Source organism: Pseudomonas sp. SLBN-26 (assembly GCF_006715895.1).
GTDB lineage: Bacteria > Pseudomonadota > Gammaproteobacteria > Pseudomonadales > Pseudomonadaceae > Metapseudomonas > Metapseudomonas otitidis.
The window spans coordinates 3,089,290-3,115,784 of the sequence record NZ_VFOB01000001.1 but is presented as its reverse complement, the minus strand read 5'-3'; the positions used below and the strand labels follow the sequence as shown (position 1 = coordinate 3,115,784).

The window sequence follows — 26,495 nt, the reverse complement described above, 5'->3', positions numbered from 1 at the left end:
CGTGAAGGTGACGCGATGATCCCCAGAACGCTCTTCAGCCCCGAACATGAACTCTTCCGTGACAGCGTGCGCCGTTTCCTCGAGGAGGAGGCCGTGCCTTTCCATCACCAGTGGGAGAAGGATGGCCACGTGGACCGGGCCTTGTGGAACAAGGCGGGGGAGGCGGGGCTGCTCTGCTCCCACATTCCCGAGGCCTATGGCGGCGTCGGGGCCGACTTCCTCTACAGCACGGTGGTGATCGAGGAGATCGGTCGCCTGGGTCTCACCGGCATCGGCTTCTCGTTGCATTCGGACATCGTGGCGCCCTACATCCTTCATTACGGCAGCGAGGCGCAGAAGGAGAAGTACCTGCCGCGCCTGGTCAGCGGCGAACTGGTGACGGCCATCGCCATGACCGAGCCCGGGGCGGGGTCCGACCTGCAGGGCGTCAAGACCACGGCGGTGCTGGATGGCGACCACTACGTGATCAACGGCTCCAAGACCTTCATCACCAACGGGTTCCTGGCCGATCTGGTCATCGTGGTTGCCAAGACCGATCCCAAGGCGGGGGCCAAGGGCACCAGCCTGTTCCTGGTGGAGGCGGACACGCCCGGCTTTTCCAAGGGCAAGCGCCTGGAGAAGGTGGGGATGAAGGCCCAGGACACCTCCGAGCTGTTCTTCCAGGACGTCCGGGTGCCCAAGGAGAACCTGCTGGGCCAGGCAGGCATGGGCTTCGCCTACCTGATGCAGGAGCTGCCCCAGGAGCGCCTGACGGTGGGCATCGGGGCACTGGCTTCGGCAGAGGCGGCGCTGAAGTGGACCCTCGACTACACCCGCGATCGCAAGGCGTTCGGCAAGGCCATCGCGGAGTTCCAGAACACCCGCTTCAAGCTGGCGGAGATGGCCACCGAGATCCAGATCGGCCGGGTCTTCGTCGACCGCTGCCTGGAGCTGCACCTGCAGCGCAAGCTCGACGTTCCGACAGCCGCGATGCTCAAGTACTGGGGTACGGACCTGCAGTGCAAGGTGCTGGACGAGTGCGTGCAGCTGCACGGTGGCTATGGGTTCATGTGGGAGTACCCGGTAGCACGCGCCTGGGCGGATGCTCGCGTGCAGCGCATCTATGCGGGCACCAACGAGATCATGAAGGAGATCATTGCCCGTTCGCTGTAACGCCCCGGGTCCGCCGCCGGGCAGTGCGGCGGACCCTTCCCACAGGCTCCGGGTCTACCCTGTGTCGATTTTCCGGAGCCCGTTCATGAGTACTTCCCCCTTCGATGACTGGGACGGCAGCGTCCGCCATGCCAAGCGCCTGCAGGGTGAACTGGCTGCGCGGGTGGTGCTGGTGGATGACTTCGCGCCGCTGAAGGTGGTGGCAGGTGTCGACGTCGGTTTCGAGGAGGGTGGCCAGATCACCCGGGCCGCCGCGGTGTTGCTGGATGCCGACGACTACCGCCTGCTGGGCCAGGTGGTAGCGCGGGTGCCGACGTCCATGCCCTACGTGCCCGGGCTGTTGTCCTTCCGTGAACTGCCGGCGCTGTTGAAGGCGCTCGCTGGATTGCCGCAGCGGCCGGACCTGGTGTTCTGCGACGGGCAGGGGATCGCCCATCCGCGCCGGCTCGGCATTGCGTCGCACCTTGGCGTGGTGACCGGGTTGCCGACCATCGGCGTGGCGAAGAAGGTGCTGGTGGCGCATCACGCTGAGCCAGGCCTTGCCCGTGGCGAGCATGTGCCACTGGAGCACGAAGGCGAACAGATCGGCTGGATGCTGCGCAGTCGGGTCCGCGTGGCGCCGCTGGTGGTGTCGCCCGGGCACCGGGTGTCGATGAGCAGCGCGCTGGAGTTGGTCTTGCGTGGCTGCCGAGGTTATCGGCTGCCAGAGCCGACCCGGCTTGCGGATCGGCTGGCATCCCGGCGGGGCGACATGCCCGCTGCTGGAGCGGAGACGCTGCCGGGGTTGTTCGACTAGGTCATGGGGCGGGGTTCGGCTGGTCGCGATGAATCTCGGCTATCCCCTCCAGTACGGCATCAGGCAGCTTCAGTTCGCTGCTGGCGAGGTTGCTTTCCAGCTGTTCGAGGTCGGTCGCGCCGATGATGTTGCTGGTGACGAACGGCTGGGCGGTGACGAAGGCAAGGGCCATCTGCGCCGGGTCCAGCCCGTGCTCACGGGCCAGTGCGACATAGCGCGAGCAGGCCGCCTTCGCTTGCGGGTTGGTGTAGCGGGTGAAGCGGCTGAACCGGGTGATGCGCGCCTGGGGCGGTTGTGCGCCGTTCTCGTACTTGCCGGAGAGCATGCCGAACGCCAGCGGTGAATACGCCAGCAGGCCGCAGTGTTCGCGGATGGCGACCTCCGCCAGGCCCACCTCGAAGGTGCGATTCAGCAGGTTGTAGGGGTTCTGGATGGATACGGCGCGGGGGAGCCCGAGACGGTCGGCCAGTTGCAGGAAGCTCATGGTTCCCCAGGGCGTCTCGTTGGACAGGCCGACGTAGCGGATCTTGCCGGCCTTGACCTGCTCGGCGAGTGCTTCGAGGGTCTCCTGCAGGGGCGTGAAGTCTTCGTCCCGGTGGCGATAGCCCAGTTGGCCGAAGTAGTTGGTGCTGCGTTCGGGCCAGTGCAACTGGTAGATGTCGATCCAGTCGGTCTGCAGGCGCTTGAGGCTGGCGTCGAGCGCAGCGGCGATGTGGTGTTGGTTGTGCTTCAGGTTGCCGTCGCGGATGTGGGTGATGCCGTTGCCCGGCCCCGCGACCTTGCTCGCCAGGACCCAGTCAGCCCGGTCCCGCCTGGCGGCGAACCAGTTGCCGATGATGGTTTCGGTGGCGCCGTAGGTCTCGGGGCGAGGAGGGACGGGGTACATCTCCGCCACGTCCATGAAGTTGATGCCGTAGGCCTTGGCGCGTTCGATCTGGGCGAATGCCTCGGCCTGGGAGTTCTGCTCGCCCCAGGTCATGGTGCCGAGGCAGAGGCTGCTGACCTTCACATCCGTGCGGCCGAGCTGACGGTATTGCATGGTGGCTCCTCGTCGGGCGAAAGATCGTTATCAAATCAGGTTGAAATTTTTCCTGCAATCGGCATAATTCTGCGGCTTTCTTTGCGGGGATGCCTAGCCTGCCGAGAAGGAAGGCGGGGATGCCTAGCCTGCCGAAAACCTTTTGCCGTAGCGGACGCGCTGACCCGAGCCCCCGATAGCGTCTGTTTCCGGCTGCCCTGTGTTGCCAGGGCGAGCACTATTCAGTAAGATCCGCCGTCTTATTTTCAGGGCGGCCCCTGAGGCTATAGCGAATGAAGACTTTTACTGCAAAACCGGAAACTGTTAAGCGCGACTGGTATGTCGTCGACGCTGCCGGTCAGACCCTGGGTCGTCTGGCCACCGAAATTGCAAGCCGTCTGCGCGGCAAGCACAAGCCGGAATACACTCCGCACGTTGACACCGGCGACTACATCGTCGTCATCAACGCCGAGCAGATTCGTGTCACTGGTTCCAAGACCACCGACAAGAAGTACTACTCGCACTCCGGTTTCCCGGGTGGCATCAAGGAGATCAACTTCGAGAAGCTGATCGCCAAGGCGCCTGAGCGCGTGATCGAGACCGCGGTCAAAGGCATGCTGCCGAAGAACCCGCTGGGTCGCGACATGTATCGCAAGCTGAAGGTGTACAAGGGTGCCGTCCACCCGCACACCGCTCAGCAGCCCCAAGAACTGAAGATTTAACGGGATAGATTCATTATGTCGGCGACTCAAAATTACGGCACTGGCCGTCGCAAGACTGCAACCGCGCGCGTCTTCCTGCGCCCGGGTACTGGCAAGATCTCCATCAACAATCGCAGCCTGGAGCAGTTCTTCGGCCGCGAAACCGCTCGCATGGTCGTGCGTCAGCCGCTGGAGCTGACCGAGACCGTCGAGAAGTTCGACATCTATGTCACCGTTCTCGGTGGCGGTGTCAGCGGTCAGGCCGGTGCCATCCGTCATGGCATCACCCGCGCCCTGATCAGCTACGACGAGTCCCTGCGCAGCCCGCTGCGCAAGGCTGGCTACGTGACTCGTGATGCCCGCGAAGTCGAGCGTAAGAAGGTCGGTCTGCGTAAAGCGCGTAAGCGTCCGCAGTACTCCAAGCGCTAATACGGCGCTGCAAGAAACGCCCAGGTTCCTTTTGGCCTGGGCGTTTTTTTATGCCTGTGGAAAAGTTGGCTGCGACAGCTTGTCGCACTCCCGAATCCCTAGTGGTTCAAGGCTTTCAGCTGTTTTGTATCCGGCTATTACCTTGTCATCAGAGGGGGTTTTCTTTACCATTTGGCGAATTTTTTGCGCGGCTCGATTTTTACTTAGTAGAGGCCTGAACAACAGGCCGCAAAGCTGATGGGAGACGACTGAATGAGCAATGACGGCGTGAATGCAGGCCGGCGTCGCTTCCTTGTGGCAGCCACATCCGTGGTGGGTGCTGCAGGAGCGGTGGGTGCTGCGATCCCGTTTGTGGGGTCATGGCAACCCAGTGCCAAGGCCAAGGCCGCAGGTGCACCTGTGAAGGTGAACATCGGCAAGATCGACGCGGGCCAGCAGATTGTCGCCGAATGGCGCGGTCAGCCCGTGTTCATCGTGCGCCGCACGGAGGAAATCCTCGGCAATCTGGCCAAGATCCATGACCGCATGGCTGACCCGGAGTCCAAGGCATCCGTGCAACCGACCTACGTCGATCCGCAGAAGCGTTCGATCAAGCCGGAAATTCTGGTGCTGGTCGGTCTGTGCACCCACCTGGGCTGCTCGCCCTCCTTCCGTCCCGAGGTCGCCCCGGCTGACCTGGGGGCCGAGTGGGTCGGTGGTTACTTCTGCCCGTGCCACGGTTCCCGCTACGACCTCGCTGGCCGCGTCTACAAAGCGCAGCCTGCCCCCTTGAACCTGCCGGTGCCACCCCACTCCTACGAGTCGGATGATGTCATCATCATCGGCGTGGACCAGGAGAAGGCATGATGAGCAAATTCATGGAATGGATTGATGCGCGCTTCCCCGCCACCAAGATGTGGGAAGACCATCTGAGCAAGTACTACGCTCCCAAGAACTTCAACTTCTTCTATTTCTTCGGCTCGCTGGCTCTGCTGGTTCTGGTCAACCAGATCCTGACCGGCGTCTGGCTGACCATGAGCTTCACTCCGTCCGCGGAAGAAGCCTTCGCCTCCGTCGAATACATCATGCGCGACGTGGAATACGGGGTGATCATCCGTTACCTCCACTCCACAGGTGCGTCCGCGTTCTTCATCGTGGTCTACCTGCACATGTTCCGCGGCCTGCTCTACGGCTCCTATCAGAAGCCCCGTGAGCTGGTGTGGATCTTCGGCATGCTGATCTACCTCGCCCTGATGGCTGAGGCATTCATGGGCTACCTGCTGCCTTGGGGCCAGATGTCCTACTGGGGGGCGCAGGTGATCATCTCGCTGTTCGGCGCGATCCCGGTCATCGGTGACGACCTCACCCAGTGGATCCGTGGTGACTACCTGATCTCCGGCATCACCCTGAACCGCTTCTTCGCCCTGCACGTGATCGCTCTGCCGATCGTGATCCTGGGTCTGGTGGTCCTGCACATCCTGGCGCTCCACGAAGTGGGCTCCAACAACCCGGATGGCGTGGACATCAAGAAGAAGAAGGACGAGAACGGCATTCCGCTGGACGGTATCGCCTTCCACCCCTACTACACCGTGAAGGACATTGTCGGTGTGGTGGTGTTCCTCTTCGTGTTCTGCTTCGTGGTGTTCTTCTTCCCGGAAATGGGCGGGTACTTCCTCGAGAAGCCGAACTTCGAACAGGCCAACCCGTTCAAGACGCCGGCACACATTGCTCCGGTCTGGTACTTCACCCCGTTCTACGCGATTCTGCGTGCGGTACCTGACAAGCTCATGGGTGTCATCGCCATGGGTGCAGCCATTGCGATTCTCTTCGTCCTGCCATGGCTGGACCGCAGCCCGGTGCGCTCCATGCGCTACAAGGGCTGGCTGAGCAAGATCTGGCTGCTGGTGTTCTGCGTTTCCTTCATCATCCTCGGCGTGCTGGGTGTTCTGGCGCCGACCCCGGGCCGTACGCTGGTATCGCAGGTGTGCACCATCCTGTACTTCGCGTACTTCATCCTGATGCCGTTCTACACCAGGATGGAAAAAACCAAACCGGTTCCGGAAAGGGTGACAGGCTGATGAAAAAGCTATTTGCTGCATTTGTTATCGCTCTCCTGCCGGTTGCCGTGTTCGCTTCCGGCGGCGAAGAGGTTGAACTGGATCATGTCGAAATCGACCTGACCGACAAGGCCGCCATGCAGGACGGTGCACGTACCTTCGCTAACTACTGCATGGGCTGCCACGGTGCCAAGTTCCAGCGCTATGAGCGTGTAGCCAAGGACCTGGGCATTTCCGAAGAGCTGATGATGCAAAACCTGGTGTTCACCGGTGCGAAGATCGGTGATCACATGCAGAGCGCTATGAAGCCGAACGACGCCAAGGTGTGGTTCGGTGCAGCTCCGCCGGACCTGACCCTGGTGGCTCGCGTCCGTGGTACTGACTGGCTGTACAGCTACCTGCGTGCCTTCTACGAAGACCCGGCCCGTCCGTGGGGTGTCAACAACAAGGTCTTCCCGAACGTGGGCATGCCCAACGTGCTGGTTGGCCTGCAGGGGCGTCAGGTTGTTGGCTGCAAGCAGGTCCAGGTCGTCGAGCATGGCAAGAAGCAGTTCGACCCGCTGACCGGTGCGCCGATCACCCATGAAGCGTGTGACCAACTGACCGTCGTTCCGAAGACCGGCAAGCTGACCGAGGCCGAGTTCGACCAGAAGATCCAGAACCTGGTGACCTTCCTGGCCTACTCCGCTGACCCGAACAAGCTGCACATGCAGCGCATCGGTACCTACGTTCTGCTGTACCTGGCCTTCTTCTTCGTGTTCGCCTATCTGCTCAAGCGTGAGTACTGGAAAGACGTTCACTGATCGAACGCTGATGTTGTAATGCGCGCGCCCTGATGGGCGCGCGCTTTTTTTGACCCCGCATAACTTCAAGCGAGGAGGGCGCCATGGCGGCTATCACCAAGCTGACCTGTTACTCCGACCCCGCGGACCACTACTCCCATCGTGTACGTATCGTCCTTGCCGAGAAAGGCGTTGCCGTGGACATCATCGATGTCCTCAACGGCCAGTGCCCACCGAAGCTGATCGAGTCGAACCCCTACGGCACCGTGCCTACGCTTCTGGATCGTGATCTGGCGCTCTATGAGCCGACGGTGGTGATGGAGTACCTGGAAGAGCGCTATCCGCACCCGCCGCTGATGCCGGTCTATCCCGTTGCGCGGGGTAATACCCGGCTGCTCATTCACCGGGTTCAGCGCGATTGGTGTTCGCTGGTTGACCTTGTGCTGGATCCGAAGGCCAAGGACGCTGCCAAGGCGCAGGCCCGAAAGGAGCTTCGGGAAAGCCTTACCGGTGTGTCCCCGTTGTTTGCCGACAAGCCTTTCTTTCTCAGTGAAGAGATGAGTCTTGTAGACTGCTGCCTGTTGCCCATCCTCTGGCGTTTGCCGAAGTTGGGTATCGAACTGCCTCGTCCGGCCAAGCCGCTTCTCGAGTATATGGATCGCCATTTCTCGCGGCCGGCTTTCCAGGCGAGTCTTTCGGACGTTGAGCGCGATATGCGTTGAGGTGAATCGATGAAATCCAGTCGTCCCTATCTGGTTCGGGCCCTGTATGAGTGGATCGTCGACAACGATTGCACGCCCCACCTGCTCGTCAATGCGGAGCACGCAGGCGTTCGTGTGCCGCCGGGTTATGCGAGCGACGGCCAGATCGTGTTGAACGTGTCGCCCAGCGCTGTCCGTCATCTGCACATGGACAACGAGGCGGTCAGCTTCGAAGGTCGCTTCGGAGGCGTTGCCCACAGTCTCTATATTCCGAGCGCCGCGGTCATGGCCATCTATGCACGTGAGAACGGGCAGGGAATGGTCTTCGACCTGGAGTCGCCGGTAATGGATGAAGGTGATGGACCTGAAGATGACGGCGCGCCGCCTTCGTCAGGCGGTGGTCGACCGGCCGGGCGGCCCAGCCTGAAAGTGGTGAAATAAAAAAAGGCGATCCGATTGGATCGCCTTTTTTAATGGTTGGCGGGTTCAGTTGGTGTATTCGAAGAGCTTGATGATCTTCTGCACGCCGGAAACCCCCTGTACCACGCTGGTGGCCAACCCTGCTTCCTGGCGGCTGACCAGGCCTAGCAGGTAGACGATCCCATTCTCGGTCACCACCTTGATGTTGGAGCTGGGGATCTGGCTGTTGGCGAGCAGTTGGGTGGTGATCTTGGTAGTGATGGCGCTGTCGTTCATGCGCGCCAAGGCCGACGAGTTGGCTCCGACCTGCAGTTCGTTATGAACCTTCTTGACGCCCTGCGCGGTGCGAGCAGCCTGCTCGGCGAGTGCCTTCAGGTTCTGGTTGGGGGTCTGTCCGGCCAGCAGCACCACGCCGTTGAAGCTTGTGACCACGATGTGCGAGTTGGTCTTGAGCTCGGGGCTTGCGGCGTCGATCTTGGCGCGCACCTTCGAGGGGGTGGACTGGTCATCGATGGTCTTGCCGATGGTTCGGCCACCGCAGCCGCCCAGCACGAGGGTGAAAGCCAGAAGGGCCAGGATCAGGGGGGAACGGGTCATTCTTCACTCCCAAACAATTGACGGTCGATCAGGTCGCAGAGGCAGTGGATGGCCAGGAGGTGCACCTCCTGAATGCGTGCGGTGACTTTGGAGGGCACGCGAATCTCGACATCTTCCGGCAGAAGCAGGGACGCCATGCCGCCGCCGTCGCGGCCGGTCAGGGCCACGATGGTCATCTCGCGGTCGTGCGCAGCCTGGATGGCCTGGATAACGTTGGCCGAGTTGCCGCTGGTGGAGATGGCGAGCAGCACGTCGCCCGGTTGACCAAGTGCGCGGATCTGCTTCGAGAAGACTTCGTTGTAGCTGTAGTCGTTGGCGATCGAGGTGATGGTGGAGCTGTCCGTAGTCAGTGCCAGGGCTGGCAGGCTGGGGCGCTCCCGCTCGAAGCGGTTGAGCAGCTCGGAGGAAAAGTGCTGGGCATCGCCAGCGGAACCGCCGTTGCCGCAAGCGAGGATCTTGCCCTCGTTCAGCAGCGCATTGACCATCACCATGCTGGCATGCTCGATGTGGGGGGCCACGACTTCCATGGCGAGCAGCTTGGTGTCGATGCTGGCCTGGAACAACTGGCGGATTCGGGGTTGCATGTCCATCGGTATGACCTTCAGTGGAAAGCGACTGTTCAGGTTTCGAAGGCATTTTTCAGCCAGGTCAGTCGCACGGGTGAGTCGCCATCCATCGAGTCGATGGCGATCACGTCAAATCGGCAAGGGTGATTGGCCCAGCGGGATTCCTTCTGCAGGAAGTACTGCGCCGCACTGATGAGTTTTGCGCGCTTGCGCGCGTCCACGCTTTCCAGTGCTCCGCCCCAGGCTCTGTGCCGCCTGTAGCGGACTTCGGCGAATACTACTGTATCGCCGTCCAGCATGACCAGATCGAGCTCACCACGAGGGCAGCGCCAGTTGCTGGCGAGCAATCGCAGGCCGTGCTTTTGAAGGTGTTGGCGGGCGGCGGCTTCCGCTTTTCGCCCGCTGTCTCCGCTCGCGGTCAAGAGTCGCTGTCGGGCAGGCGCTGGACCTGGCCGTCGCGGAATTCTGCCCACGGCAGCTGGCGCTCGACGCGCTGGGATGGCGTCAAGCTGAGTCGACCGGAGAGGCCGTCGACGCGGCTTTCCGGCAGGGCCTTCAGCTCTGCGAGGCGGGGCGCCAGCCGGTAGGCGTCAACGCCCATGGCATACAGGCGGCCGAGACTACCGCCGGCCTGGGGCCACTGGCGGTCGACCTGCTGGCGAAGTGGGTCGTCGCGGTTGAGCAGCCAGGGGGTTTCGCAGAAGCGGATACCGCTCAGATCCTGGTACTGGGCCACATCGTTGCCACCGGAATAGAGGTGGGACGTTGCGTAGACCGGCACATCCCCGGCGTATTGGAAGGCCAGAGTGGGCTTGATCTGCTGGGCTTGTTGCGGTGTAGCGGCGAGGAAGATGAAGTCGACGTCCTGGCGGCGGGTCGGCTGGGTGGCGATGGAGGTGCCGAGGGTGCTTTGCAGGCGCTTGGCGCGTGCTTCGCTCTGGCGAAGCTGGAACAGGTCAGCGATCTGCTGTGCCAACTGAACCGGCTGGTCCACGTGTTCGGCCGCGATCAGGCTGCCGCCGGCCTCCTGCCAGCTCTGGCGGAACGCGGCCAGGACACGGTCACCCCATTCGCCCCGCGGCACCATGGCGACGGCACGGCGCATGCCGTCCGCCCAGGCGCGGCGCGCCACTTCGCGTGCCTCATCCTCGGCCGCGAGGCCGAACTGGAAGAGCTGCGCCGGGCCTTCCTGTCCGGCATCGCTGTAGTTCAGGGCCAGGGTGGTGATGGGCAGCTGCTGACGCTCGTTCATCTGCTTGACCAGCGGCTTCTCCAGCGGGCCGACCACCAGTTGCACGCCATCGGCCTGGGCCTGGCGATAAAAGTCGTCGAGCGACGTCAGGTGGGCGCTGTCGTAGATCTGGATAGCGGGCGGGTTCTGGCCCGCTTGCTGCGCCTGGTAGTGGGCGGCGAGGAAGCCATCGCGCAGCGCGCGGGCTACAGAGGCTAGCGGCCCCTCCTGCGGCAGCAGCAGGGCGATCTTGGTCAGGGGCTGGTTGGCGAGCTCCTTCAACTTGGCCAGCGGTGCCGGCAACTGTTCGGCTGCCGGGTGCTGCGGATGCTGGCTGCGCCAAGCTTCGATGGCCGCCTGCTGCTGGGAAAGGGTGCCGGCACTGCGAATCGCGCGGGCGAGCTCCATCCATCCTGCAAGGTCGGCATCGCCGGTCGATTGCAATTGCTCCATGGGCAGGCCGGAGATCAGTGCCCAGATGGCCTCATGGTTCTGCTTCTCAGCTTCGCCATTGAGCAGCGGAGCGATGAAGACGCGCTCGCGTGCGGCGGCAAGGTTCTGCCCGTCCGCTTCCAGAGCGCGTGCGCGTACGAGTTGGGTGCGTACCTGTTGATCAACCGGGAGCTCCGACAGGCGATCGAGGCTGGGATGACTCAGTGCTTTCAGGGCGCTCTTGGGCTGGTTGCGAGCCATCGCCAATTCGGCTGCGAGCGTGCTGGCGAATACCTGTTGCGCGGGCTTCAGGCCGCCCATCGGGACTTGCTCGAGAATGCGGGCTGCACGACCGATGTCCTGCTGGCGATAAGCCAGGTCCGCAGCCGAAAGTCGCAGCAGGGCGGCTTGTTCGGGTTTGCTCTCTCCGGCCTTTTGCAGGAGCTGCTCGATACTGGCCTGGGGAGTGCGGGGCAGTTCGCCGAGGCTGGACGTGGGCGAGCTGCCACAGGCGACAAGGAGGCCGGTGAGGCAGAGGGCGGAGAGCGGGCGCAGACGAGCGATCATTTAACGATCCCGGTACTAGATCAACGAAGCCCGCGATTGTACCGGAGGGGCGGGCGGGGTGCGATGTCGGTGGCTGGAAACGGGCTACAATGCGCGCCTTTCAGTTTATTCCGAGGTGACCTGTGACTCTTTCCACGTCTTCCGTTGCTGCCGCTCAGCCCGGCAAGCTCTACGTGGTCGCCACACCCATCGGTAACCTCGATGACATCAGCCCGAGAGCCTTGCGCACCCTGCGGGAAGTGGCCCTGATCGCAGCGGAGGATACGCGTCACTCGATCCGCCTCCTGCAGCATTTCGGAATCACCACGGCCCTGGCGGCCTGTCATGACCATAACGAACGTGAGCAGGGTGGCCGCTTCGTGGCTCGGCTGCTGGCGGGAGATGACGTCGCGCTGATTTCGGATGCGGGAACGCCCTTGATCTCCGATCCGGGCTACCACCTGGTGCGGCAGGTTCGCGCGGCTGGTATCGAGGTGGTGCCGGTACCCGGACCCAGTGCGCTGATCGCAGCGCTATCGGCTGCTGGTCTGCCATCCGATCGTTTCATCTTCGAGGGTTTCCTGCCGGCGAAGGCGGCGGCGCGAAGGGGGCGGCTGGAACTATTAAGGGAAGAGCCGCGCACGCTCATCTTCTATGAGGCACCTCATCGCGTCCTGGAGTCGGTCCAGGACATGGCGTCGCTGTTTGGCAAGGATCGCCATGCCGTACTTGCCCGTGAACTCACCAAGACGTTCGAGACGCTGAGGGGGGCGCCGCTCGGTGAGTTGGCCGAATGGATCGCTGCCGACAGCAATCAGCAGCGAGGTGAATGCGTGCTGCTTGTAACCGGTTGGCAGGCTCCTGAAGGGGAGGATGCGATCAGTGGCGAGGCGTTGCGCGTACTGGATCTTCTGCTGGGCGAACTCCCGGTGAAGCGTGCGGCAGCCTTGGCCGCGGAGATCACCGGCGTGCGCAAGAACCTCCTTTATCAGGCCGCACTGGAGCGTCAGGCTGATTCCTGAGCTTGTGTCCTAGGCGGTCTGCCGCTAACCTTCGCGCCGGAGAGTCGATCGGACAGTCGCTGTCCCGTTTCGTTCGCGATTTCGGGAGGGAGGAAAGTCCGGGCTCCATAGGGCAGAGTGCCAGGTAACGCCTGGGAGGCGAGAGCCTACGGAAAGTGCCGCAGAAAATAACCGCCTAAGCGCGCAAGCGCCGGTAAGGGTGAAAAGGTGCGGTAAGAGCGCACCGCACGACTGGTAACAGTTCGTGGCTAGGTAAACCCCACTCGGAGCAAGACCAAATAGGAATCCTTGGCGTGGCCCGCGTCGGATTCGGGTAGGTTGCTAAAGGCTGTCAGTGATGGCAGCCGTAGATGAATGACTGTCCACGACAGAACCCGGCTTACAGATCGACTCTCCACTTTTCCCCACTTTCCCCTCAGAAATACCCCGCCTTGCCTCCTGTCTGAAATTTCAGAAGCCCCAACTCTTAAGAAATTACTTTAAGTTTGCATATCAGGGTCATTGTTGGCGCTGATTTTTCATTCCGAAACACACTGAAAAACTCCCTCCGCTTCGCCAAAAAGTTCTCTAAATCACCGTCCCATAAGGAATTTTCCGTTCTGGCGCGCCTTGACGGTGGGGCGGAGCCATTTCTATAGTGTGCGCGAGTGGTGGAAAGTGGGTAGAAGTGGGATTAATTGGTACGGATAGCCTAATTCAGGGGAAGCGCAGCCGTGTTTCGCGGAGCAAATGCCATCAGTCTCGATGCCAAGGGGCGCATCGCGATGCCGAGTCGGTATCGCGACGAGCTTCTTTCGCGTTGTGCTGGGCAGCTCATCGTGACTATCGATGCGGTTGACCGTTGCTTGACCCTCTACCCCCTCCCCGAGTGGGAAATCATTGAAGCCAAGCTTCGCGAGTTGCCTTCCCTGCGTGAGGAAACGCGCCGTCTGCAGCGTTTGCTGATCGGCAACGCGGTTGATCTCGAGCTGGATGGCAACGGCCGTTTCCTGGTTCCGCCCCGTCTGCGTGAGTACGCCGGGCTGGACAAGAAAGCGATGCTGGTGGGGCAACTGAACAAATTCCAGATCTGGGATGAAGACGCCTGGAACGCCGTTTCCGACGCTGATCTCCTGGCCATAAAACAACCCGGCGGCCTGCCGGACGAATTGCGTGACCTTATCCTGTGAGCATTGAAAGCAGCTTCCGCCACATCACTGTCCTGCTCGACGAGGCCGTTGAAAGCCTCGCCGTGCGTGCGGACGGCTGCTACCTCGATGGCACCTTCGGGCGTGGCGGGCACAGCCGGCTCATCCTTCGGCATCTCGGTAGCGAGGGGCGGCTTCTCGGATTCGACAAAGACCCCCAAGCCATCTCCACGGGGCAAGCGCTAGCGGCCGAAGACGGCCGCTTTGTCATTGTGCAGCGCAGCTTTGCCGAGCTTGGCGAGGAGCTCGCCGAGCGCGGGCTGGTCGGCCAGGTCGACGGTGTGCTGCTGGACCTCGGGGTCTCGTCTCCGCAGCTGGATGATGCCGAGCGCGGCTTCAGCTTCCTCAACGATGGCCCGTTGGACATGCGCATGGATCCCGAGCGTGGCCAGAGCGCAGCGCAGTGGATCGCCACGGCGAGCGAAGACGATATCAGCCACGTGCTCAAGGAGTACGGTGAGGAGCGCTTCGCCCGCCGCATGGCCCGTGCCATCGTGCAACGACGTGCCGAGCGCCCCTTCGAACGTACCGCCGACCTGGCGGCCGTGATCGCCGCTGCCAACCCGGCCTGGGAGAAGGGCAAGAACCCTGCGACCCGTGCCTTCCAGGGCATCCGAATCCACATCAACAATGAGTTGGGCGACCTTGAGCGCGGCCTGCAGGCTGCGCTGGACAGCCTCGCCATCGGCGGTCGCCTGGTGGTGATCAGCTTCCACTCGCTGGAAGACCGCATCGTCAAACAATTCATGCGCCGCCAGGTCAAGGGCGAGGCGGACAACCTGCCCCGCGACCTGCCCGTGCGCCAGGCCGTGTTCGAGCCGCGTCTGCGACTGCTCGGCAAGCCCCAGTACGCCTCCGAGGCGGAACTCAAGGCCAACCCCCGCTCCCGCAGCGCAGTGATGCGCGTGGCGGAGAAATTGCGATGAGCCGCCTTTTCTCCAAGCCCCTGCCGCGTGGCAGCTTCATCATGTTGCTGCTGTTCGTCGGCGTGCTGCTGTCCGCCATTTCGGTGTCCTACAGCGCCTACTGGAACCGGCAACTGCTCAACAAGCTGTACGCCGAGCTCAGCGTCCGCGACAAGGCCCAGGCGGAGTGGGGGCGCTTGATCCTCGAACAGAGCACCTGGACGGCCCACAACCGCATCGAGTCCCTGGCCACCGAACAGCTCAAGATGCGCATCCCCGAGCCGGCGGAAATCCGCATGGTGGCTCCATGATGAACCTGGAAGGCGCGCTCTATCCGTGGCGCTTCCGGATCGTCCTCGGGCTGCTTGGCCTCATGGTCGCTGCGATTTCCTGGCGCATCGTCGACCTGCATGTCATCGACCACGATTTCCTCAAGGAACAGGGCGATGCGCGCAGCGTCCGCCACATCCCGATCCCGGCCCACCGCGGCCTGATCACCGATCGCAATGGCGAGCCCCTGGCCGTCAGTACCCCGGTGACGACCTTGTGGACCAACCCCAAGGACCTCATGGCGTTCCGTGACCAGTGGCCGGTGATCGCCGGGGCGCTGGGGCAGGATCCACGCATCTTCGCCGAGCGCATCGAGCAGAATGCCAACCGCGAGTTCCTCTACTTGGCACGTGGCCTCACGCCCGAGCAGGGGCAGGTGATCCTCGATCGCAAACTCCCGGGCGTATACGCCATCGAGGAGTTTCGTCGTTTCTACCCCGCCGGCGAAGTCACTGCCCATGTGGTCGGCTTCACCGACGTGGATGACCGTGGTCGCGAGGGCGTCGAGCTGTCCTTCGATCAGTGGCTGGCCGGTGTTCCCGGCAAGCGCCAGGTCCTCAAGGACCGTCGCGGACGCCTGATCAAGGACGTCCAGGTCACCCGTAACGCCAAGCCTGGCAAGACCCTCGCGCTGTCCATCGACCTCCGCCTGCAGTACCTCGCCCACCGCGAGCTGCGCAACGCGCTGGTGGAGAACGGCGCCAAGGCGGGCAGCCTGGTCATCGTCGACGTGAAGACCGGCGAAGTGCTGGCCATGGCCAACCAGCCCACCTACAACCCGAACAACCGCCGCAACCTGCTGCCAGCGGCCATGCGCAACCGCGCCATGATCGACGTGTTCGAGCCAGGCTCCACGGTCAAGCCGATCTCCATGGCCGCTGCCCTGCAGAGTGGCCGCTGGAAGCCGGAAGACAAAGTGGAGGTCTACCCCGGCTCCCTGCAGATCGGGCGCTACACCATCAAGGACGTGTCCAAGACAGAGGGCCCGATCCTCGACCTGACCGGCATCCTGATCAACTCCAGCAACGTCGGCATGAGCAAGATCGCCTTCGATATCGGTGGCGAGAACATCTACGACACCATGCGCCGGCTCGGGCTCGGCCAGGACACCGGCCTCGGCTTCCCCGGCGAGCGCGTCGGCAACCTGCCCAACCACCGCGAGTGGCGCAAGGCCGAGACCGCAACCCTGTCCTATGGCTACGGCCTGTCGGTCACTGCCGTGCAGATGGTCCATGCCTACGCCACCCTGGCCAACAACGGCCTGGCGGTCCCGTTGTCGATGACCCGTGTCGACAACCTGCCGAGCGGCTCCCAGGCCATCCCGCCCGAGGTCGCCAAGACCCTGCAAGGCATGCTGCAGCAGGTGGTCGAGGCGCCGCGCGGCGTGTTCCGCGCCCAGGTCCCCGGCTATCACGTCTCCGGCAAGAGCGGTACCGCGCGCAAGGCCAGTGTGGGCACCAAGGGCTACACCCAGAACGCCTACCGCTCGCTCTTCGCAGGCTTCGGGCCGTCCACCAACCCACGCCTGGCGATGGTGGTGGTGATCGACGAGCCCAGCAAGGCCGGCTATTTCGGTGGCCTGGTATCGGCACCCGTATTCGGCAGGGTCATGGCCGGCGCGCTGCGCCTGATGAACATCGCCCCGGACAACCTGCCCACCGAGGAACAACAGACCGCCAACGCGGCCAGCGGCAAAGGAGGGCGCACCTGATGCCCATGCCATTGAACCAACTGCTTCCCCAGGCGCAGGGTGCTGCGCTGATCCGTGAACTCACCCTGGATAGCCGCAAGGTGCTCCCCGGCGACCTGTTCCTGGCCGTCCCCGGCGGCCAGCACGATGGCCGCCTGCATATCGCCGATGCCCTCGCCCGGGGCGCGGCGGCGGTCGCGTATGAAAGCGAGTCCGCTCCTGATCTGCCTGCGTCTGCCCAGGCTGAACTGATTCCCATCAAGGGGTTGGCTGGCCAGCTTTCGGCCATTGCCGGTCGCTTCTACGGCGAGCCCAGCCGTGCGCTGGACCTGGTCGGCGTGACCGGCACCAACGGCAAGACCAGCGTCAGCCAGCTCGTGGCTCAGGCCCTGGATCGACTGGGCGAGCGGTGTGGCATCGTCGGCACGCTTGGTACCGGCTTCCACGGTGAGCTGGAGAGCGGCCGTCACACCACGCCGGATCCCCTTGCCGTCCAGGCCACCCTGGCTCGCCTCAAGCAGGCCGGTGCCCGTGCAGTGGCGATGGAAGTGTCTTCCCATGGCCTGGAGCAGGGGAGGGTGGCAGCTCTCGCGTTCGACGTGGCAGTGTTCACCAACCTGTCCCGCGATCACCTGGACTATCACGGCTCGATGGAAGCCTACGGCGCCGCCAAGGCCCGCCTGTTCGACTGGCCGGACCTGCGTTGCCGGGTGATCAACCTGGACGACGCGTTCGGCCGTGAACTGGCTGGTCGCGAGCACGATGCTCGCCTCATCGGTTACAGCCAGATCGATCCGGAAGCCTTCCTTTATTGCCGCGAAGCCACATTCGACGACGATGGCGTTCGCGCCCACATCATCACGCCCCAGGGAGAAGGCCTGCTGCGCAGCCCGCTGCTGGGGCGCTTCAACCTGAGCAACCTGCTGGCCGTGGTCGGTGCCCTGTTGGGCATGGGCTACCCACTGGGTGATGTACTGGCCGTGCTGCCCGAACTGCAAGGGCCGGAAGGCCGGATGCAGCGCCTGGGCGGCGGTGAAAAACCACTGGTGGTGGTCGACTACGCCCACACCCCCGATGCCCTTGAGAAGGTGCTCGAAGCCCTGCGCCCCCACGCGCGCGGCAGCCTGCTCTGCCTGTTCGGCTGTGGCGGTGACCGGGACCGTGGCAAGCGCCCGCTGATGGCTGCGGTGGCCGAGCGTCTGGCCGATGCCGTGCTGGTTACCGACGACAACCCGCGCACAGAAGACCCGGCCCGCATCTTCGATGACATCCGCCCTGGCTTTGCCGAGCCGGCCAATGTCGAGTTCGTCCATGGCCGTGGCGCTGCCATTGCGCAGTTGATTGCATCGGCCGGTGTTGACGATGTCGTCCTGCTGGCAGGCAAGGGGCATGAGGATTACCAGGAGATCCAGGGTGAGCGCCTGCCGTTCTCCGATCTCGTCGAAGCCGAACACGCCTTGTCCACCTGGGAGCGCCCATGATCGAAGCCTTCCGCCTCAGCAGCCTGCAGTCCCCCTTGGCGGGGCGGCTCGTTGGCGAAGACGCCACGTTCACCTCGGTGTCCACCGACAGCCGACGTGTCGAGGCAGGCCAGCTGTTCATCGCCCTGACCGGGCCGAAGTTCGACGGCCATGACTACCTGGCTGACGTAGCCGCCAAGGGTGCCGTCGCTGCGTTGGTGGAGCGTGTGGTCGACGGTGTCGGCCTACCGCAGTTGGTGGTGGCCGATGCCCGCGAGGCCCTCGGGCGACTGGGTGCGCTCAATCGCGACGCCTTTGCCGGTCGTGTCGCTGCGGTGACCGGTTCCAGCGGCAAGACCACCGTCAAGGAGATGCTCGCCAGCATCCTGCGTACCCAGGGGCCGGTACTGGCCACCCGGGGCAACCTGAACAATGACCTCGGCGCACCGCTGACCCTGCTGGAGCTTGCTCCCGAGCACCGCAGCGCCGTCATCGAGCTGGGCGCTTCCCGCGTGGGCGAGATCGCCTACACCGTCGGCCTCACCCGTCCGCATGTAGCGATCATCAACAACGCCGGTAACGCCCATGTTGGCGAGTTCGGCGGGCCCGAAAAGATCGTCTTGGCCAAGGGGGAAATCCTCGAAGGCCTGGCGAGCGACGGCACCGCCGTGCTCAACCGTGACGACAAGGCCTTCGAGACCTGGCGCGAGCGTGCTGCCGGCCGCCCGGTACTGAGTTTTGCCCTGAACGACGCCCGTGCCGACCTGCGGGCCGAGTCCATCGTGCGCGACGCCCGCGGCTGCATGGGCTTCCACCTGGTGGGCGTGGCTGGCGAGGCGGACATCCAGCTCAACCTGCTGGGCCTGCACAACGTGGCCAACGCCCTGGCTGCCACTGCCGCTGCCCATGCCCTGGGTGTGCCGCTGGTCGGCATCCGCGAGGGGCTGCAGAACCTGCAACCGGTCAAGGGCCGCACCGTAGCGCAGTTGGCGACGAGCGGCATGCGGGTGATCGACGACAGCTACAACGCCAACCCCGCGTCGATGATGGCCGCCGTTGATATACTCGCCGGCTTTTCCGGCCGCACCGTCCTGGTGCTGGGGGACATGGGTGAACTGGGCGAATGGGCCGAACAGGGTCACCGCGACGTGGGGCTCCACGCGCGGGGCAAGGTCAGCTCGCTCTACGCCGTTGGCCCCCTGATGCGCCACGCCGTCGAGGCGTTCGGCGCAGGCGGCCGTCATTTCGCCGACCAGGCCAGCCTGATCGAGGCGCTGTCCGGCGAGCAGGACGCAAACACCACCATTCTGATCAAAGGTTCCCGTAGCGCGGCGATGGACAAGGTCGTCGCGGCCTTCTGCGGGACGGGGGAGGCTCACTAATCATGCTGCTGCTGCTCGCTGAGTACCTGCAACAGTTCTACAAAGGGTTCGGTGTATTCCAGTACCTGACCCTGCGCGGGATTCTCGGCGTCCTGACGGCCCTGTCGCTGTCGCTCTGGCTCGGTCCCTGGATGATCCGCACCTTGCAGATCCGCCAGATCGGCCAATCCGTGCGCAATGACGGCCCGCAATCGCACCTGTCCAAGTCCGGTACCCCCACCATGGGCGGTGCACTGATCCTCACGGCCATCGGCATCAGCACGCTGCTGTGGGCCGACCTGTCGAACCGCTACGTCTGGGTGGTGCTCGCCGTCACCCTGCTGTTCGGCGCCATTGGCTGGGTGGATGACTACCGCAAGGTGATCGAGAAGAACTCCCGTGGCCTGCCGAGCCGCTGGAAATACTTCTGGCAGTCGGTGTTCGGCATCGCTGCAGCCGTCTTCCTTTATATGACCGCCACCACGCCGGCCGAGACCACCCTGATCCTTCCGCTGGTGAAGGATGTGGGCATCCCGCTGGGTGTCGGCTTCATCGTGCTGACCTATTTCGTGATCGTCGGCTCCAGCAACGCGGTGAACCTCACCGACGGCCTGGATGGCCTGGCGATCATGCCGACCGTGATGGTCGGCGGTGCGCTGGGGATCTTCTGCTACCTCTCCGGCAACATAAAATTCGCCGAATACCTGCTGATCCCCTACGTACCGGGTGCGGGCGAGCTGATCGTGTTCTGTGCCGCCCTGGTGGGCGCTGGCCTCGGCTTCCTCTGGTTCAACACCTACCCGGCCCAGGTCTTCATGGGCGACGTCGGCGCCCTGGCGCTGGGTGCCGCTCTGGGCACCATCGCCGTGATCGTGCGTCAGGAAGTGGTGCTGTTCATCATGGGGGGCGTGTTCGTCATGGAAACCCTGTCCGTGATGATCCAGGTCGCCTCGTTCAAGCTCACCGGCCGCCGCGTGTTCCGCATGGCGCCCATTCACCACCATTTCGAACTCAAGGGCTGGCCCGAGCCCCGCGTGATCGTGCGCTTCTGGATCATCACCGTGATCCTCGTGCTGATCGGCCTGGCCACCCTGAAGCTGCGTTGAGGACAGCATGAGCCTGATCGCTTCCGACCACTTCCGCATCGTTGTCGGCCTCGGCAAGAGCGGCATGTCCCTGGTGCGCTTCCTGGCGCGCCAGGGCGTGCCGTTCGCGGTCGCCGACACCCGCGAGAACCCGCCGGAGCTGGCGACGCTGCGCCTCCAGTTCCCGCAGGTCGAAGTGCGTTGCGGCGAGCTGGACGTGGAGTTCCTCTGCCGCGCGCAGGAGCTGTACGTGAGCCCCGGACTGGCCCTCGCCACCCCGGCCCTGCAGGAAGCGGCCAAGCGCGGTGTGAAGTTGTCGGGCGACATCGAACTGTTCGCCCGCCACGCCAAGGCGCCCATCGTCGCGATCACCGGCTCCAACGCCAAGAGCACCGTCACCACCCTGGTTGGGGACATGGCGCGCGCGGCCGGCAAGCGGGTTGCGGTGGGAGGAAACCTCGGTACGCCGGCGCTGGACCTGTTGGCCGATGACATCGAGCTGTACGTGATGGAGCTGTCCAGCTTCCAGCTGGAAACCACCGAGCGGCTGAATGCCGAGGTGGCCACGGTGCTCAACGTCAGCGAAGACCATATGGACCGCTACGCCGACATGCAGGCCTATCACCTCGCCAAGCACCGCATCTTCCGTGGCGCCCGCCAGGTGGTGGTGAACCGTGGCGATGCGCTGTCCCGCCCGCTGGTGGCCGACCAACTGCCGTGCTGGAGCTTCGGCCTGAACAAGCCGGATTTCAAAGCCTTCGGCCTCATTGAGGAAGACGGCGAGAAGTACCTGGCCTACCAGTTCGAGAAGCTCATGCCGGTGCGTGAGCTCAAGGTCCGTGGCGCCCATAACCAGGCCAACGCCCTGGCAGCCCTGGCGCTGGGCCATGCCGTCGGCCTGCCGTTCGAGCCGATGCTGGCTGCGCTGCGGGCGTTCACCGGCCTCGCTCACCGTTGCCAGTGGGTTCGCGAGCTGCGTGGCGTGGCCTACTACGACGACTCCAAGGCCACCAATGTCGGTGCGGCCCTGGCTGCCATCGAAGGCCTGGGGGCCGACATCGACGGCAAGCTGGTGCTGATTGCCGGTGGGGATGGCAAGGGGGCCGATTTCTCCGGCCTGACCGCTCCGGTTGCACGCTACTGCCGCGCCGTGGTCCTGCTGGGGCGCGATGCCGAGTTGATCGCGGCCGCCCTGGGTGATGCAGTGCCGCTGGTCCGCGTGAAGACCCTCGATGAGGCCGTGCAGCGTTGCGCCGAGCTGGCCCGGGAAGGGGATGCGGTGCTGCTGTCGCCCGCCTGCGCCAGCCTCGACATGTTCAAGAACTTCGAAGAACGCGGGCGTCTCTTTGCCCAGGCTGCGGAGGGGCTGTCCTGATGCTCGCCCGCCTGTTCGCCCAGCAGTCGCCGCTGCGCAACCGCCGCGGCATCGATCTGGACTTTCCGCTCCTGGCGGGGTGTCTGGCGCTGCTCGGCCTCGGGCTGGTGATGGTCACCTCCGCCTCTTCGGAAGTGGCCTCGGCCCTGTCCGGCAACCCGCTCTATCACAGCATTCGTCACCTCATTTACCTGGCCATTGGCGGCATGGCGTGCATCATCACGCTTCAGGTGCCGATGGCGTTCTGGCAGCGCCACGGTGCGCGCCTGATGCTGGTGGCGTTCGTGCTGCTGATCATGGTGCTGCTGCCGGGCATTGGTCGCGAGGTGAACGGTGCCAAGCGCTGGATCGGCTTCGGCCTGTTCAACCTGCAGCCCTCGGAGCTGGCCAAGCTGTTCACCGTGATGTTCATCGCCGGCTACCTGGTGCGCCGGCAGGACGAGGTGCGCTCCAAGCTCACCGGCTTCATCAAGCCCATGCTGGTGCTCGGCCCCATGGCCGTGTTGCTGCTGGCGGAACCGGACTTCGGGGCCACCGTGGTGTTGGTCGGCTCCTGCATCGCCATGCTGTTCCTCGGTGGCATCAACCTGGTGCGCTTCATTCCCCTGGCTGCTGGCGTGCTGGGCGCCGGCGTGCTGGTGATGACCAGCCAGAGCTACCGGATGCAGCGCCTGACCAACTTCATCGACCCCTGGGCCGACCAGTACGGTGCCGGCTACCAGTTGAGCCAGGCACTGATCGCCTTTGGTCGTGGCGAGTGGTTCGGTGTCGGTCTGGGCAACAGCATCCAGAAGCAGTTCTACCTGCCGGAAGCCCACACCGACTTCGTGTTCGCTGTGCTGGCCGAGGAGCTGGGCATGGTCGGCGCCCTGGCCACCGTCGCGCTGTTCGTGTTCGTCAGCGTGCGCGCGCTGTACATCGGGCTCTGGGCGGAGAAGGCCCGGCAATATTTCTCGGCCTACGTGGCCTATGGCCTGGCGTTCCAGTGGATCGGCCAGGTGCTCATCAACATCGGTGTGAACGTCGGCCTGCTGCCCACCAAGGGCCTGACGCTGCCGTTCCTCAGCTACGGCGGCAGCTCCCTGGTGATCTGCTGCGTCTGCATGGGCCTGCTGCTCCGGATCGAGTGGGAGCGCAGGACCTACCTGGGTAACGAAGACGTGGAGTTCGACGAGAGCGACTTCGCGGAAGAGGAGGTGCGCACATGACCGGCAATGTGCTGATCATGGCCGGCGGCACCGGTGGACACGTCTTCCCGGCGCTGGCCTGTGCCCGCGAATTCCAGGCACGCGGCTACAGCGTGCACTGGCTGGGTACGCCCCGCGGCATCGAGAACGAACTGGTGCCCCAGGCCGACCTTCCGCTGCACCTGATCCAGGTAAGCGGCCTTCGCGGCAAAGGTATTAAGTCCCTGCTCAAGGCACCGTTCGAGTTGCTGCGTTCGCTGTTCCAGGCCCGTCGCGTGGTGCGTGAGCTCAAGCCCGTCTGTGTGCTGGGCATGGGTGGCTATGTCACCGGTCCCGGCGGCCTGGCCGCGCGCCTGGCCGGCGTACCGCTGGTGATCCACGAGCAGAACGCGGTGGCCGGTACGGCCAACCGCAGCCTGGCGCCACTGGCTAAGCGCATCTGCGAGGCATTCCCCGACACCTTCGCGGCCAGTGACAAGCGCCGCACCACCGGCAATCCGGTACGTGAGGAGCTGTTCCTGGAAACCCCGCGTGATGCGCTGGAAGGCCGTCAGCCGCGCCTGTTGGTGCTGGGTGGGAGCCTGGGTGCCGAGCCGCTGAACAAATTGTTGCCCGAGGCCCTGGCGCTGGTGTCGGCGGACATTCGCCCGCAGGTGTTCCACCAGGCCGGGAAGAATCACGATCAAGTCACTGCCGAGCGTTACCGCGCGGCAGGGGTAGAGGCCGAGGTCGGCCCCTTCATCAAGGACATGGCCCGGGCCTACGCCTGGGCGGACATGGTGGTGTGCCGCTCCGGTGCGCTGACAGTGAGCGAGCTGGCCGCCGCCGGGCTGCCCTCGTTCCTGGTGCCGCTGCCCCATGCGATCGACGACCACCAGTCGCGCAATGCCGATTATCTGGCGAAGGAGGGCGCAGCCTTCCTTCTGCCGCAACATGCCACCGACGCGGCGACCCTGGCCGCGCGGTTGACCGAGGTACTGATGCAACCCGAACGACTCAAGGCCATGGGCGCCATTGCCCGCCGTCTGGCCAAGCCTGCCGCTACCCGCACCGTGGTCGATATCTGCCTGGAGGTGGCTCATGGTTGAGAGCCAGAAAGCCGCTCCCCAGCCGGAAATGCGCCGCATCCGCCGCATCCACTTCGTGGGCATCGGTGGCGTGGGCATGTGCGGCATCGCTGAAGTGCTGCTGAACCTGGGCTACCAGGTCTCCGGTTCCGACCTGAAGGCCTCGGCTGTCACTGCTCGCCTGGAGAGCTTCGGTGCCCAGGTCTTCATCGGCCACCGTGCCGAGAATGCCGAGAACGCCGATGTGCTGGTGGTATCCAGCGCCGTGAACAAGGCCAACCCCGAGGTGGCCGTCGCGCTGGAGCGCCGCATTCCCGTGGTACCGCGCGCCGAGATGCTCGCCGAGCTGATGCGCTATCGCCACGGCATCGCCGTCGCCGGCACCCATGGCAAGACCACCACCACCAGCCTGATCGCCTCGGTTTTCGCCGCGGGCGGCCTGGACCCGACCTTCGTCATCGGCGGGCGCCTGAATGCCGCCGGCACCAACGCGCAGCTGGGCACCAGCCGCTACCTGGTGGCCGAGGCCGACGAGAGCGATGCCAGCTTCCTGCACCTGCAGCCGATGGTGGCCGTGGTGACCAACATCGACGCCGACCACATGAGCACCTATGGCGGCGACTTCAACAAGCTGAAGAAGACCTTCGTCGAGTTCCTGCACAACCTGCCGTTCTACGGGCTGGCGGTGATGTGTGTGGACGACCCGGTAGTTCGCGAAATCCTGCCCCAGGTCGCGCGCCCGACCGTGACCTACGGCTTCTCCGAAGATGCCGACCTGCGCGCCATCAATGTGCGTCAGGAGGGCATGCGCACCTGGTTCACCGTGCTGCGCCGTGACCGCGAGCCGCTGGAGGTGTCGGTGAACATGCCCGGCAACCACAACGTGCTCAATGCGCTGGCCACCATCGCCATCGCCACCGACGAAGGCATCGACGATGCCGCCATCGTCCAGGGCCTCTCGGGCTTCCAGGGCGTCGGCCGCCGCTTCCAGGTCTACGGCGAGCTGCAGGTCGAGGGCGGCAGCGTGATGCTGGTGGATGACTACGGCCACCACCCCCGCGAGGTCGCGGCTGTGATCAAGGCTGTACGTGGTGGCTGGCCGGAGCGCCGCCTGGTGATGGTCTACCAGCCGCACCGCTACAGCCGTACCCGTGATCTCTACGACGACTTCGTGCAGGTGCTGGGCGAGTCCAACGTGCTGCTGCTGATGGAGGTCTACCCGGCAGGCGAAGAGCCGATCCCCGGTGCCGACAGCCGCCAGCTGTGCCACAGCATCCGCCAGCGCGGCCAGCTCGATCCGATCTATATCGAGCGCGGTGTCGACCTGGCGCCGCTGGTCAAGCCGCTGCTGCGACCCGGCGACATCCTGCTCTGCCAGGGTGCGGGCGATATCGGCGCACTGGCGCCCCAATTGATCCAGAACCCGCTGTTCAGTGGCACCGGCGATGCGGGCGCCGCGAGGAAGGACGCATGACCGACCATCTGAAATCCACCGTTCCGCCGAGCGCGTTCGGCCGTGTGGCGGTGCTCTACGGGGGCCGCAGCGCGGAGCGCGAGGTGTCCCTGAAGTCCGGCTCCATGGTGCTGGAGGCCTTGCTGTCGGCAGGTGTCGATGCCTTCGGGATCGACGTCGGCGACGACTTCCTGCACCGCCTGTCGAGCGAGCGCATCGATCGTGCGTTCATCGTCCTACATGGGCGGGGCGGCGAGGATGGCAGTATGCAGGGCCTGCTGGAGTGCCTGGGTATTCCGTATACCGGCAGTGGCGTACTGGCGTCGGCACTGGCGATGGACAAGCTGCGCACCAAGCAGGTCTGGCACAGCCTTGGCCTGCCCACGCCGCGTCACGCCGTGCTGGCAAGCGTCGAGGATTGTGAGCGCGCTGCGAGGGAACTGGGCTTCCCGTTGATCGTCAAACCGGCCCATGAAGGTTCGAGTATCGGCATGGCCAAGGTAGAAGACGTCGACGCGCTGGTGAATGCCTGGCGTGACGCCAGCCGCTACGACCCCCAGGTGCTGGTGGAGCAATGGATCCACGGCCCCGAGTTCACCATCGCCGTGCTGCGTGGCGAGGTGCTGCCGCCCATCCGGCTGGGGACTCCGCACACTTTCTATGACTACGAGGCCAAGTACCTGGCCAGCGATACCCGCTACCAGATCCCCTGTGGGCTGGACGCCGAGAAGGAAGCCGAGCTGAAGTCCCTGACTGCCCGTGCCTGCGAAGCCGTGGGTACCCAGGGCTGGGCCCGTGCCGATGTGATGCAGGATGCCGAGGGGCGCTTCTGGCTGCTGGAGGTCAACACCGTGCCCGGCATGACCGACCACAGCCTGGTGCCGATGGCCGCGCGCGCCGTGGGCCTGGATTACCAGCAACTGGTGCTGGCCGTCCTTGCCGACAGCGTCGAGGCGCGGGGTTAAG

General features: G+C 64.3%; 27 protein-coding genes and 1 other RNA gene. 23 read left to right on the top strand and 5 right to left on the bottom strand.

Annotation, left to right across the window (positions count from 1 at the left end):
* Positions 1-15 precede the first annotated feature (15 nt).
* Complete coding sequence (locus FBY21_RS14285; protein WP_044409625.1) at positions 16-1,152, top strand: acyl-CoA dehydrogenase family protein; 1,137 nt, start codon at positions 16-18, stop codon at positions 1,150-1,152.
* Positions 1,153-1,237: 85 nt separating this feature from the next.
* Positions 1,238-1,948, top strand: coding sequence for a deoxyribonuclease V (gene nfi, locus FBY21_RS14280; RefSeq protein ID WP_142011871.1), 711 nt, complete (start codon positions 1,238-1,240; stop codon positions 1,946-1,948).
* 1 nt (position 1,949) lies between these two features.
* On the opposite strand, the gene FBY21_RS14275 is transcribed toward nfi, so the two are convergent.
* Positions 1,950-2,987: an NADP(H)-dependent aldo-keto reductase gene (locus FBY21_RS14275; RefSeq protein ID WP_142011868.1), complete on the bottom strand. Its 1,038-nt coding sequence runs from the start codon at positions 2,985-2,987 to the stop codon at positions 1,950-1,952.
* 272 nt (positions 2,988-3,259) lie between these two features.
* Between FBY21_RS14275 and rplM the strand changes: the two genes are divergently transcribed.
* The 7 genes from rplM to FBY21_RS14240 all read left to right on the top strand — a co-directional run bounded on the left by rplM (position 3,260) and on the right by FBY21_RS14240 (position 8,056).
* A complete protein-coding gene (gene rplM / locus FBY21_RS14270) occupies positions 3,260-3,688 on the top strand; it encodes a 50S ribosomal protein L13 (RefSeq protein WP_074971608.1) in 429 nt (142 codons plus the stop codon).
* A gap of 15 nt (positions 3,689-3,703) precedes the next feature.
* Positions 3,704-4,096: a 30S ribosomal protein S9 gene (rpsI, locus tag FBY21_RS14265; RefSeq protein ID WP_044409613.1), complete on the top strand. Its 393-nt coding sequence runs from the start codon at positions 3,704-3,706 to the stop codon at positions 4,094-4,096.
* Positions 4,097-4,348: 252 nt separating this feature from the next.
* The gene (gene petA, locus FBY21_RS14260; protein ID WP_044409610.1) at positions 4,349-4,942 is read left to right on the top strand and encodes a ubiquinol-cytochrome c reductase iron-sulfur subunit; all 594 of its coding nucleotides are present in this window, start codon (positions 4,349-4,351) and stop codon (positions 4,940-4,942) included.
* Positions 4,942-6,153 (top strand): cytochrome b, encoded by a 1,212-nt coding sequence (locus FBY21_RS14255; protein WP_044409607.1) that lies wholly within the window; start codon positions 4,942-4,944, stop codon positions 6,151-6,153. The genes petA and FBY21_RS14255 overlap by 1 nt, the downstream gene beginning before the upstream one ends.
* Complete coding sequence (locus tag FBY21_RS14250) at positions 6,153-6,935, top strand: cytochrome c1 (RefSeq protein WP_142011866.1); 783 nt, start codon at positions 6,153-6,155, stop codon at positions 6,933-6,935. The genes FBY21_RS14255 and FBY21_RS14250 overlap by 1 nt, the downstream gene beginning before the upstream one ends.
* Positions 6,936-7,018: 83 nt before the next feature.
* Positions 7,019-7,636: a glutathione S-transferase N-terminal domain-containing protein gene (locus FBY21_RS14245; RefSeq protein WP_142011864.1), complete on the top strand. Its 618-nt coding sequence runs from the start codon at positions 7,019-7,021 to the stop codon at positions 7,634-7,636.
* A 9-nt stretch (positions 7,637-7,645) separates the two neighbouring features.
* Positions 7,646-8,056, top strand: coding sequence for a ClpXP protease specificity-enhancing factor (locus tag FBY21_RS14240; RefSeq protein WP_142011862.1), 411 nt, complete (start codon positions 7,646-7,648; stop codon positions 8,054-8,056).
* Between the two features lie 45 nt (positions 8,057-8,101).
* Here the strand turns inward: FBY21_RS14240 and FBY21_RS14235 are convergent, their stop codons facing one another.
* The 4 genes from FBY21_RS14235 to FBY21_RS14220 are packed head-to-tail and all read right to left on the bottom strand — an operon-like array spanning position 8,102 to position 11,428.
* On the bottom strand, positions 8,102-8,632 hold the full coding sequence (locus FBY21_RS14235) for a BON domain-containing protein (protein ID WP_074971605.1): 531 nt from the start codon (positions 8,630-8,632) through the stop codon (positions 8,102-8,104).
* On the bottom strand, positions 8,629-9,222 hold the full coding sequence (locus FBY21_RS14230) for a phosphoheptose isomerase (RefSeq protein ID WP_107328713.1): 594 nt from the start codon (positions 9,220-9,222) through the stop codon (positions 8,629-8,631). The genes FBY21_RS14235 and FBY21_RS14230 overlap by 4 nt, the downstream gene beginning before the upstream one ends.
* 29 nt (positions 9,223-9,251) lie before the next feature.
* Entirely contained in the window at positions 9,252-9,620 is a 369-nt protein-coding gene (locus FBY21_RS14225) for a YraN family protein (protein ID WP_044409589.1), read from the bottom strand.
* Complete coding sequence (locus FBY21_RS14220; protein WP_142011859.1) at positions 9,617-11,428, bottom strand: penicillin-binding protein activator; 1,812 nt, start codon at positions 11,426-11,428, stop codon at positions 9,617-9,619. Before FBY21_RS14220 ends, FBY21_RS14225 begins: the two co-directional genes overlap by 4 nt.
* Before the next feature lie 122 nt (positions 11,429-11,550).
* Between FBY21_RS14220 and rsmI the strand changes: the two genes are divergently transcribed.
* The 14 genes from rsmI to FBY21_RS14150 all read left to right on the top strand — a co-directional run bounded on the left by rsmI (position 11,551) and on the right by FBY21_RS14150 (position 26,494).
* Positions 11,551-12,429, top strand: coding sequence for a 16S rRNA (cytidine(1402)-2'-O)-methyltransferase (gene rsmI, locus FBY21_RS14215; protein ID WP_142011857.1), 879 nt, complete (start codon positions 11,551-11,553; stop codon positions 12,427-12,429).
* A 40-nt stretch (positions 12,430-12,469) separates the two neighbouring features.
* An RNA gene (rnpB, locus tag FBY21_RS14210) (RNase P RNA component class A) lies at positions 12,470-12,827 on the top strand.
* Positions 12,828-13,142: 315 nt separating this feature from the next.
* The gene (gene mraZ / locus FBY21_RS14205; protein WP_044409580.1) at positions 13,143-13,598 is read left to right on the top strand and encodes a division/cell wall cluster transcriptional repressor MraZ; all 456 of its coding nucleotides are present in this window, start codon (positions 13,143-13,145) and stop codon (positions 13,596-13,598) included.
* A 2-nt stretch (positions 13,599-13,600) separates the two neighbouring features.
* Positions 13,601-14,542 carry a 16S rRNA (cytosine(1402)-N(4))-methyltransferase RsmH gene (gene rsmH / locus FBY21_RS14200; protein ID WP_142016464.1) on the top strand — a complete coding sequence of 314 codons (942 nt, stop codon included), beginning with the start codon at positions 13,601-13,603 and terminating at the stop codon, positions 14,540-14,542.
* Entirely contained in the window at positions 14,539-14,832 is a 294-nt protein-coding gene (gene ftsL, locus FBY21_RS14195) for a cell division protein FtsL (protein ID WP_044409576.1), read from the top strand. Before rsmH ends, ftsL begins: the two co-directional genes overlap by 4 nt.
* Positions 14,829-16,562, top strand: coding sequence for a peptidoglycan D,D-transpeptidase FtsI family protein (locus FBY21_RS14190; protein WP_044409573.1), 1,734 nt, complete (start codon positions 14,829-14,831; stop codon positions 16,560-16,562). The genes ftsL and FBY21_RS14190 overlap by 4 nt, the downstream gene beginning before the upstream one ends.
* On the top strand, positions 16,562-18,022 hold the full coding sequence (locus FBY21_RS14185; RefSeq protein WP_142011855.1) for a UDP-N-acetylmuramoyl-L-alanyl-D-glutamate--2,6-diaminopimelate ligase: 1,461 nt from the start codon (positions 16,562-16,564) through the stop codon (positions 18,020-18,022). Before FBY21_RS14190 ends, FBY21_RS14185 begins: the two co-directional genes overlap by 1 nt.
* Positions 18,019-19,383, top strand: a complete 1,365-nt coding sequence (gene murF, locus FBY21_RS14180) for a UDP-N-acetylmuramoyl-tripeptide--D-alanyl-D-alanine ligase (protein ID WP_142011852.1) — start codon at positions 18,019-18,021, stop codon at positions 19,381-19,383. Before FBY21_RS14185 ends, murF begins: the two co-directional genes overlap by 4 nt.
* A gap of 2 nt (positions 19,384-19,385) precedes the next feature.
* Positions 19,386-20,468, top strand: a complete 1,083-nt coding sequence (gene mraY / locus FBY21_RS14175; protein ID WP_044409566.1) for a phospho-N-acetylmuramoyl-pentapeptide-transferase — start codon at positions 19,386-19,388, stop codon at positions 20,466-20,468.
* Between the two features lie 7 nt (positions 20,469-20,475).
* Positions 20,476-21,822, top strand: coding sequence for a UDP-N-acetylmuramoyl-L-alanine--D-glutamate ligase (murD, locus tag FBY21_RS14170; protein ID WP_074971598.1), 1,347 nt, complete (start codon positions 20,476-20,478; stop codon positions 21,820-21,822).
* Complete coding sequence (gene ftsW / locus FBY21_RS14165) at positions 21,822-23,030, top strand: putative lipid II flippase FtsW (protein ID WP_142011849.1); 1,209 nt, start codon at positions 21,822-21,824, stop codon at positions 23,028-23,030. Before murD ends, ftsW begins: the two co-directional genes overlap by 1 nt.
* Positions 23,027-24,097 carry an undecaprenyldiphospho-muramoylpentapeptide beta-N-acetylglucosaminyltransferase gene (murG, locus tag FBY21_RS14160; RefSeq protein WP_142011847.1) on the top strand — a complete coding sequence of 357 codons (1,071 nt, stop codon included), beginning with the start codon at positions 23,027-23,029 and terminating at the stop codon, positions 24,095-24,097. The genes ftsW and murG overlap by 4 nt, the downstream gene beginning before the upstream one ends.
* Positions 24,090-25,550, top strand: a complete 1,461-nt coding sequence (murC, locus tag FBY21_RS14155) for a UDP-N-acetylmuramate--L-alanine ligase (RefSeq protein WP_044409553.1) — start codon at positions 24,090-24,092, stop codon at positions 25,548-25,550. Before murG ends, murC begins: the two co-directional genes overlap by 8 nt.
* A complete protein-coding gene (locus FBY21_RS14150) occupies positions 25,547-26,494 on the top strand; it encodes a D-alanine--D-alanine ligase (protein ID WP_142011844.1) in 948 nt (315 codons plus the stop codon). Before murC ends, FBY21_RS14150 begins: the two co-directional genes overlap by 4 nt.
* Position 26,495: the final 1 nt, after the last annotated feature.

Bases quoted from the DNA above. Each gene is read 5' to 3' on its own strand.
- FBY21_RS14285 (WP_044409625.1), top strand. From the start codon at position 16: ATGATCCCCAGAACGCTCTTCAGCCCCGAACATGAACTCTTCCGTGAC.
- nfi (WP_142011871.1), top strand. From the start codon at position 1,238: ATGAGTACTTCCCCCTTCGATGACTGGGACGGCAGCGTCCGCCATGCC.
- FBY21_RS14275 (WP_142011868.1), bottom strand. From the start codon at position 2,987: ATGCAATACCGTCAGCTCGGCCGCACGGATGTGAAGGTCAGCAGCCTC.
- rplM (WP_074971608.1), top strand. From the start codon at position 3,260: ATGAAGACTTTTACTGCAAAACCGGAAACTGTTAAGCGCGACTGGTAT.
- rpsI (WP_044409613.1), top strand. From the start codon at position 3,704: ATGTCGGCGACTCAAAATTACGGCACTGGCCGTCGCAAGACTGCAACC.
- petA (WP_044409610.1), top strand. From the start codon at position 4,349: ATGAGCAATGACGGCGTGAATGCAGGCCGGCGTCGCTTCCTTGTGGCA.
- FBY21_RS14255 (WP_044409607.1), top strand. From the start codon at position 4,942: ATGAGCAAATTCATGGAATGGATTGATGCGCGCTTCCCCGCCACCAAG.
- FBY21_RS14250 (WP_142011866.1), top strand. From the start codon at position 6,153: ATGAAAAAGCTATTTGCTGCATTTGTTATCGCTCTCCTGCCGGTTGCC.
- FBY21_RS14245 (WP_142011864.1), top strand. From the start codon at position 7,019: ATGGCGGCTATCACCAAGCTGACCTGTTACTCCGACCCCGCGGACCAC.
- FBY21_RS14240 (WP_142011862.1), top strand. From the start codon at position 7,646: ATGAAATCCAGTCGTCCCTATCTGGTTCGGGCCCTGTATGAGTGGATC.
- FBY21_RS14235 (WP_074971605.1), bottom strand. From the start codon at position 8,632: ATGACCCGTTCCCCCCTGATCCTGGCCCTTCTGGCTTTCACCCTCGTG.
- FBY21_RS14230 (WP_107328713.1), bottom strand. From the start codon at position 9,222: ATGGACATGCAACCCCGAATCCGCCAGTTGTTCCAGGCCAGCATCGAC.
- FBY21_RS14220 (WP_142011859.1), bottom strand. From the start codon at position 11,428: ATGATCGCTCGTCTGCGCCCGCTCTCCGCCCTCTGCCTCACCGGCCTC.
- ftsL (WP_044409576.1), top strand. From the start codon at position 14,539: ATGAGCCGCCTTTTCTCCAAGCCCCTGCCGCGTGGCAGCTTCATCATG.
- FBY21_RS14190 (WP_044409573.1), top strand. From the start codon at position 14,829: ATGATGAACCTGGAAGGCGCGCTCTATCCGTGGCGCTTCCGGATCGTC.
- FBY21_RS14185 (WP_142011855.1), top strand. From the start codon at position 16,562: ATGCCCATGCCATTGAACCAACTGCTTCCCCAGGCGCAGGGTGCTGCG.
- murF (WP_142011852.1), top strand. From the start codon at position 18,019: ATGATCGAAGCCTTCCGCCTCAGCAGCCTGCAGTCCCCCTTGGCGGGG.
- mraY (WP_044409566.1), top strand. From the start codon at position 19,386: ATGCTGCTGCTGCTCGCTGAGTACCTGCAACAGTTCTACAAAGGGTTC.
- murD (WP_074971598.1), top strand. From the start codon at position 20,476: ATGAGCCTGATCGCTTCCGACCACTTCCGCATCGTTGTCGGCCTCGGC.
- ftsW (WP_142011849.1), top strand. From the start codon at position 21,822: ATGCTCGCCCGCCTGTTCGCCCAGCAGTCGCCGCTGCGCAACCGCCGC.
- murG (WP_142011847.1), top strand. From the start codon at position 23,027: ATGACCGGCAATGTGCTGATCATGGCCGGCGGCACCGGTGGACACGTC.
- murC (WP_044409553.1), top strand. From the start codon at position 24,090: ATGGTTGAGAGCCAGAAAGCCGCTCCCCAGCCGGAAATGCGCCGCATC.
- FBY21_RS14150 (WP_142011844.1), top strand. From the start codon at position 25,547: ATGACCGACCATCTGAAATCCACCGTTCCGCCGAGCGCGTTCGGCCGT.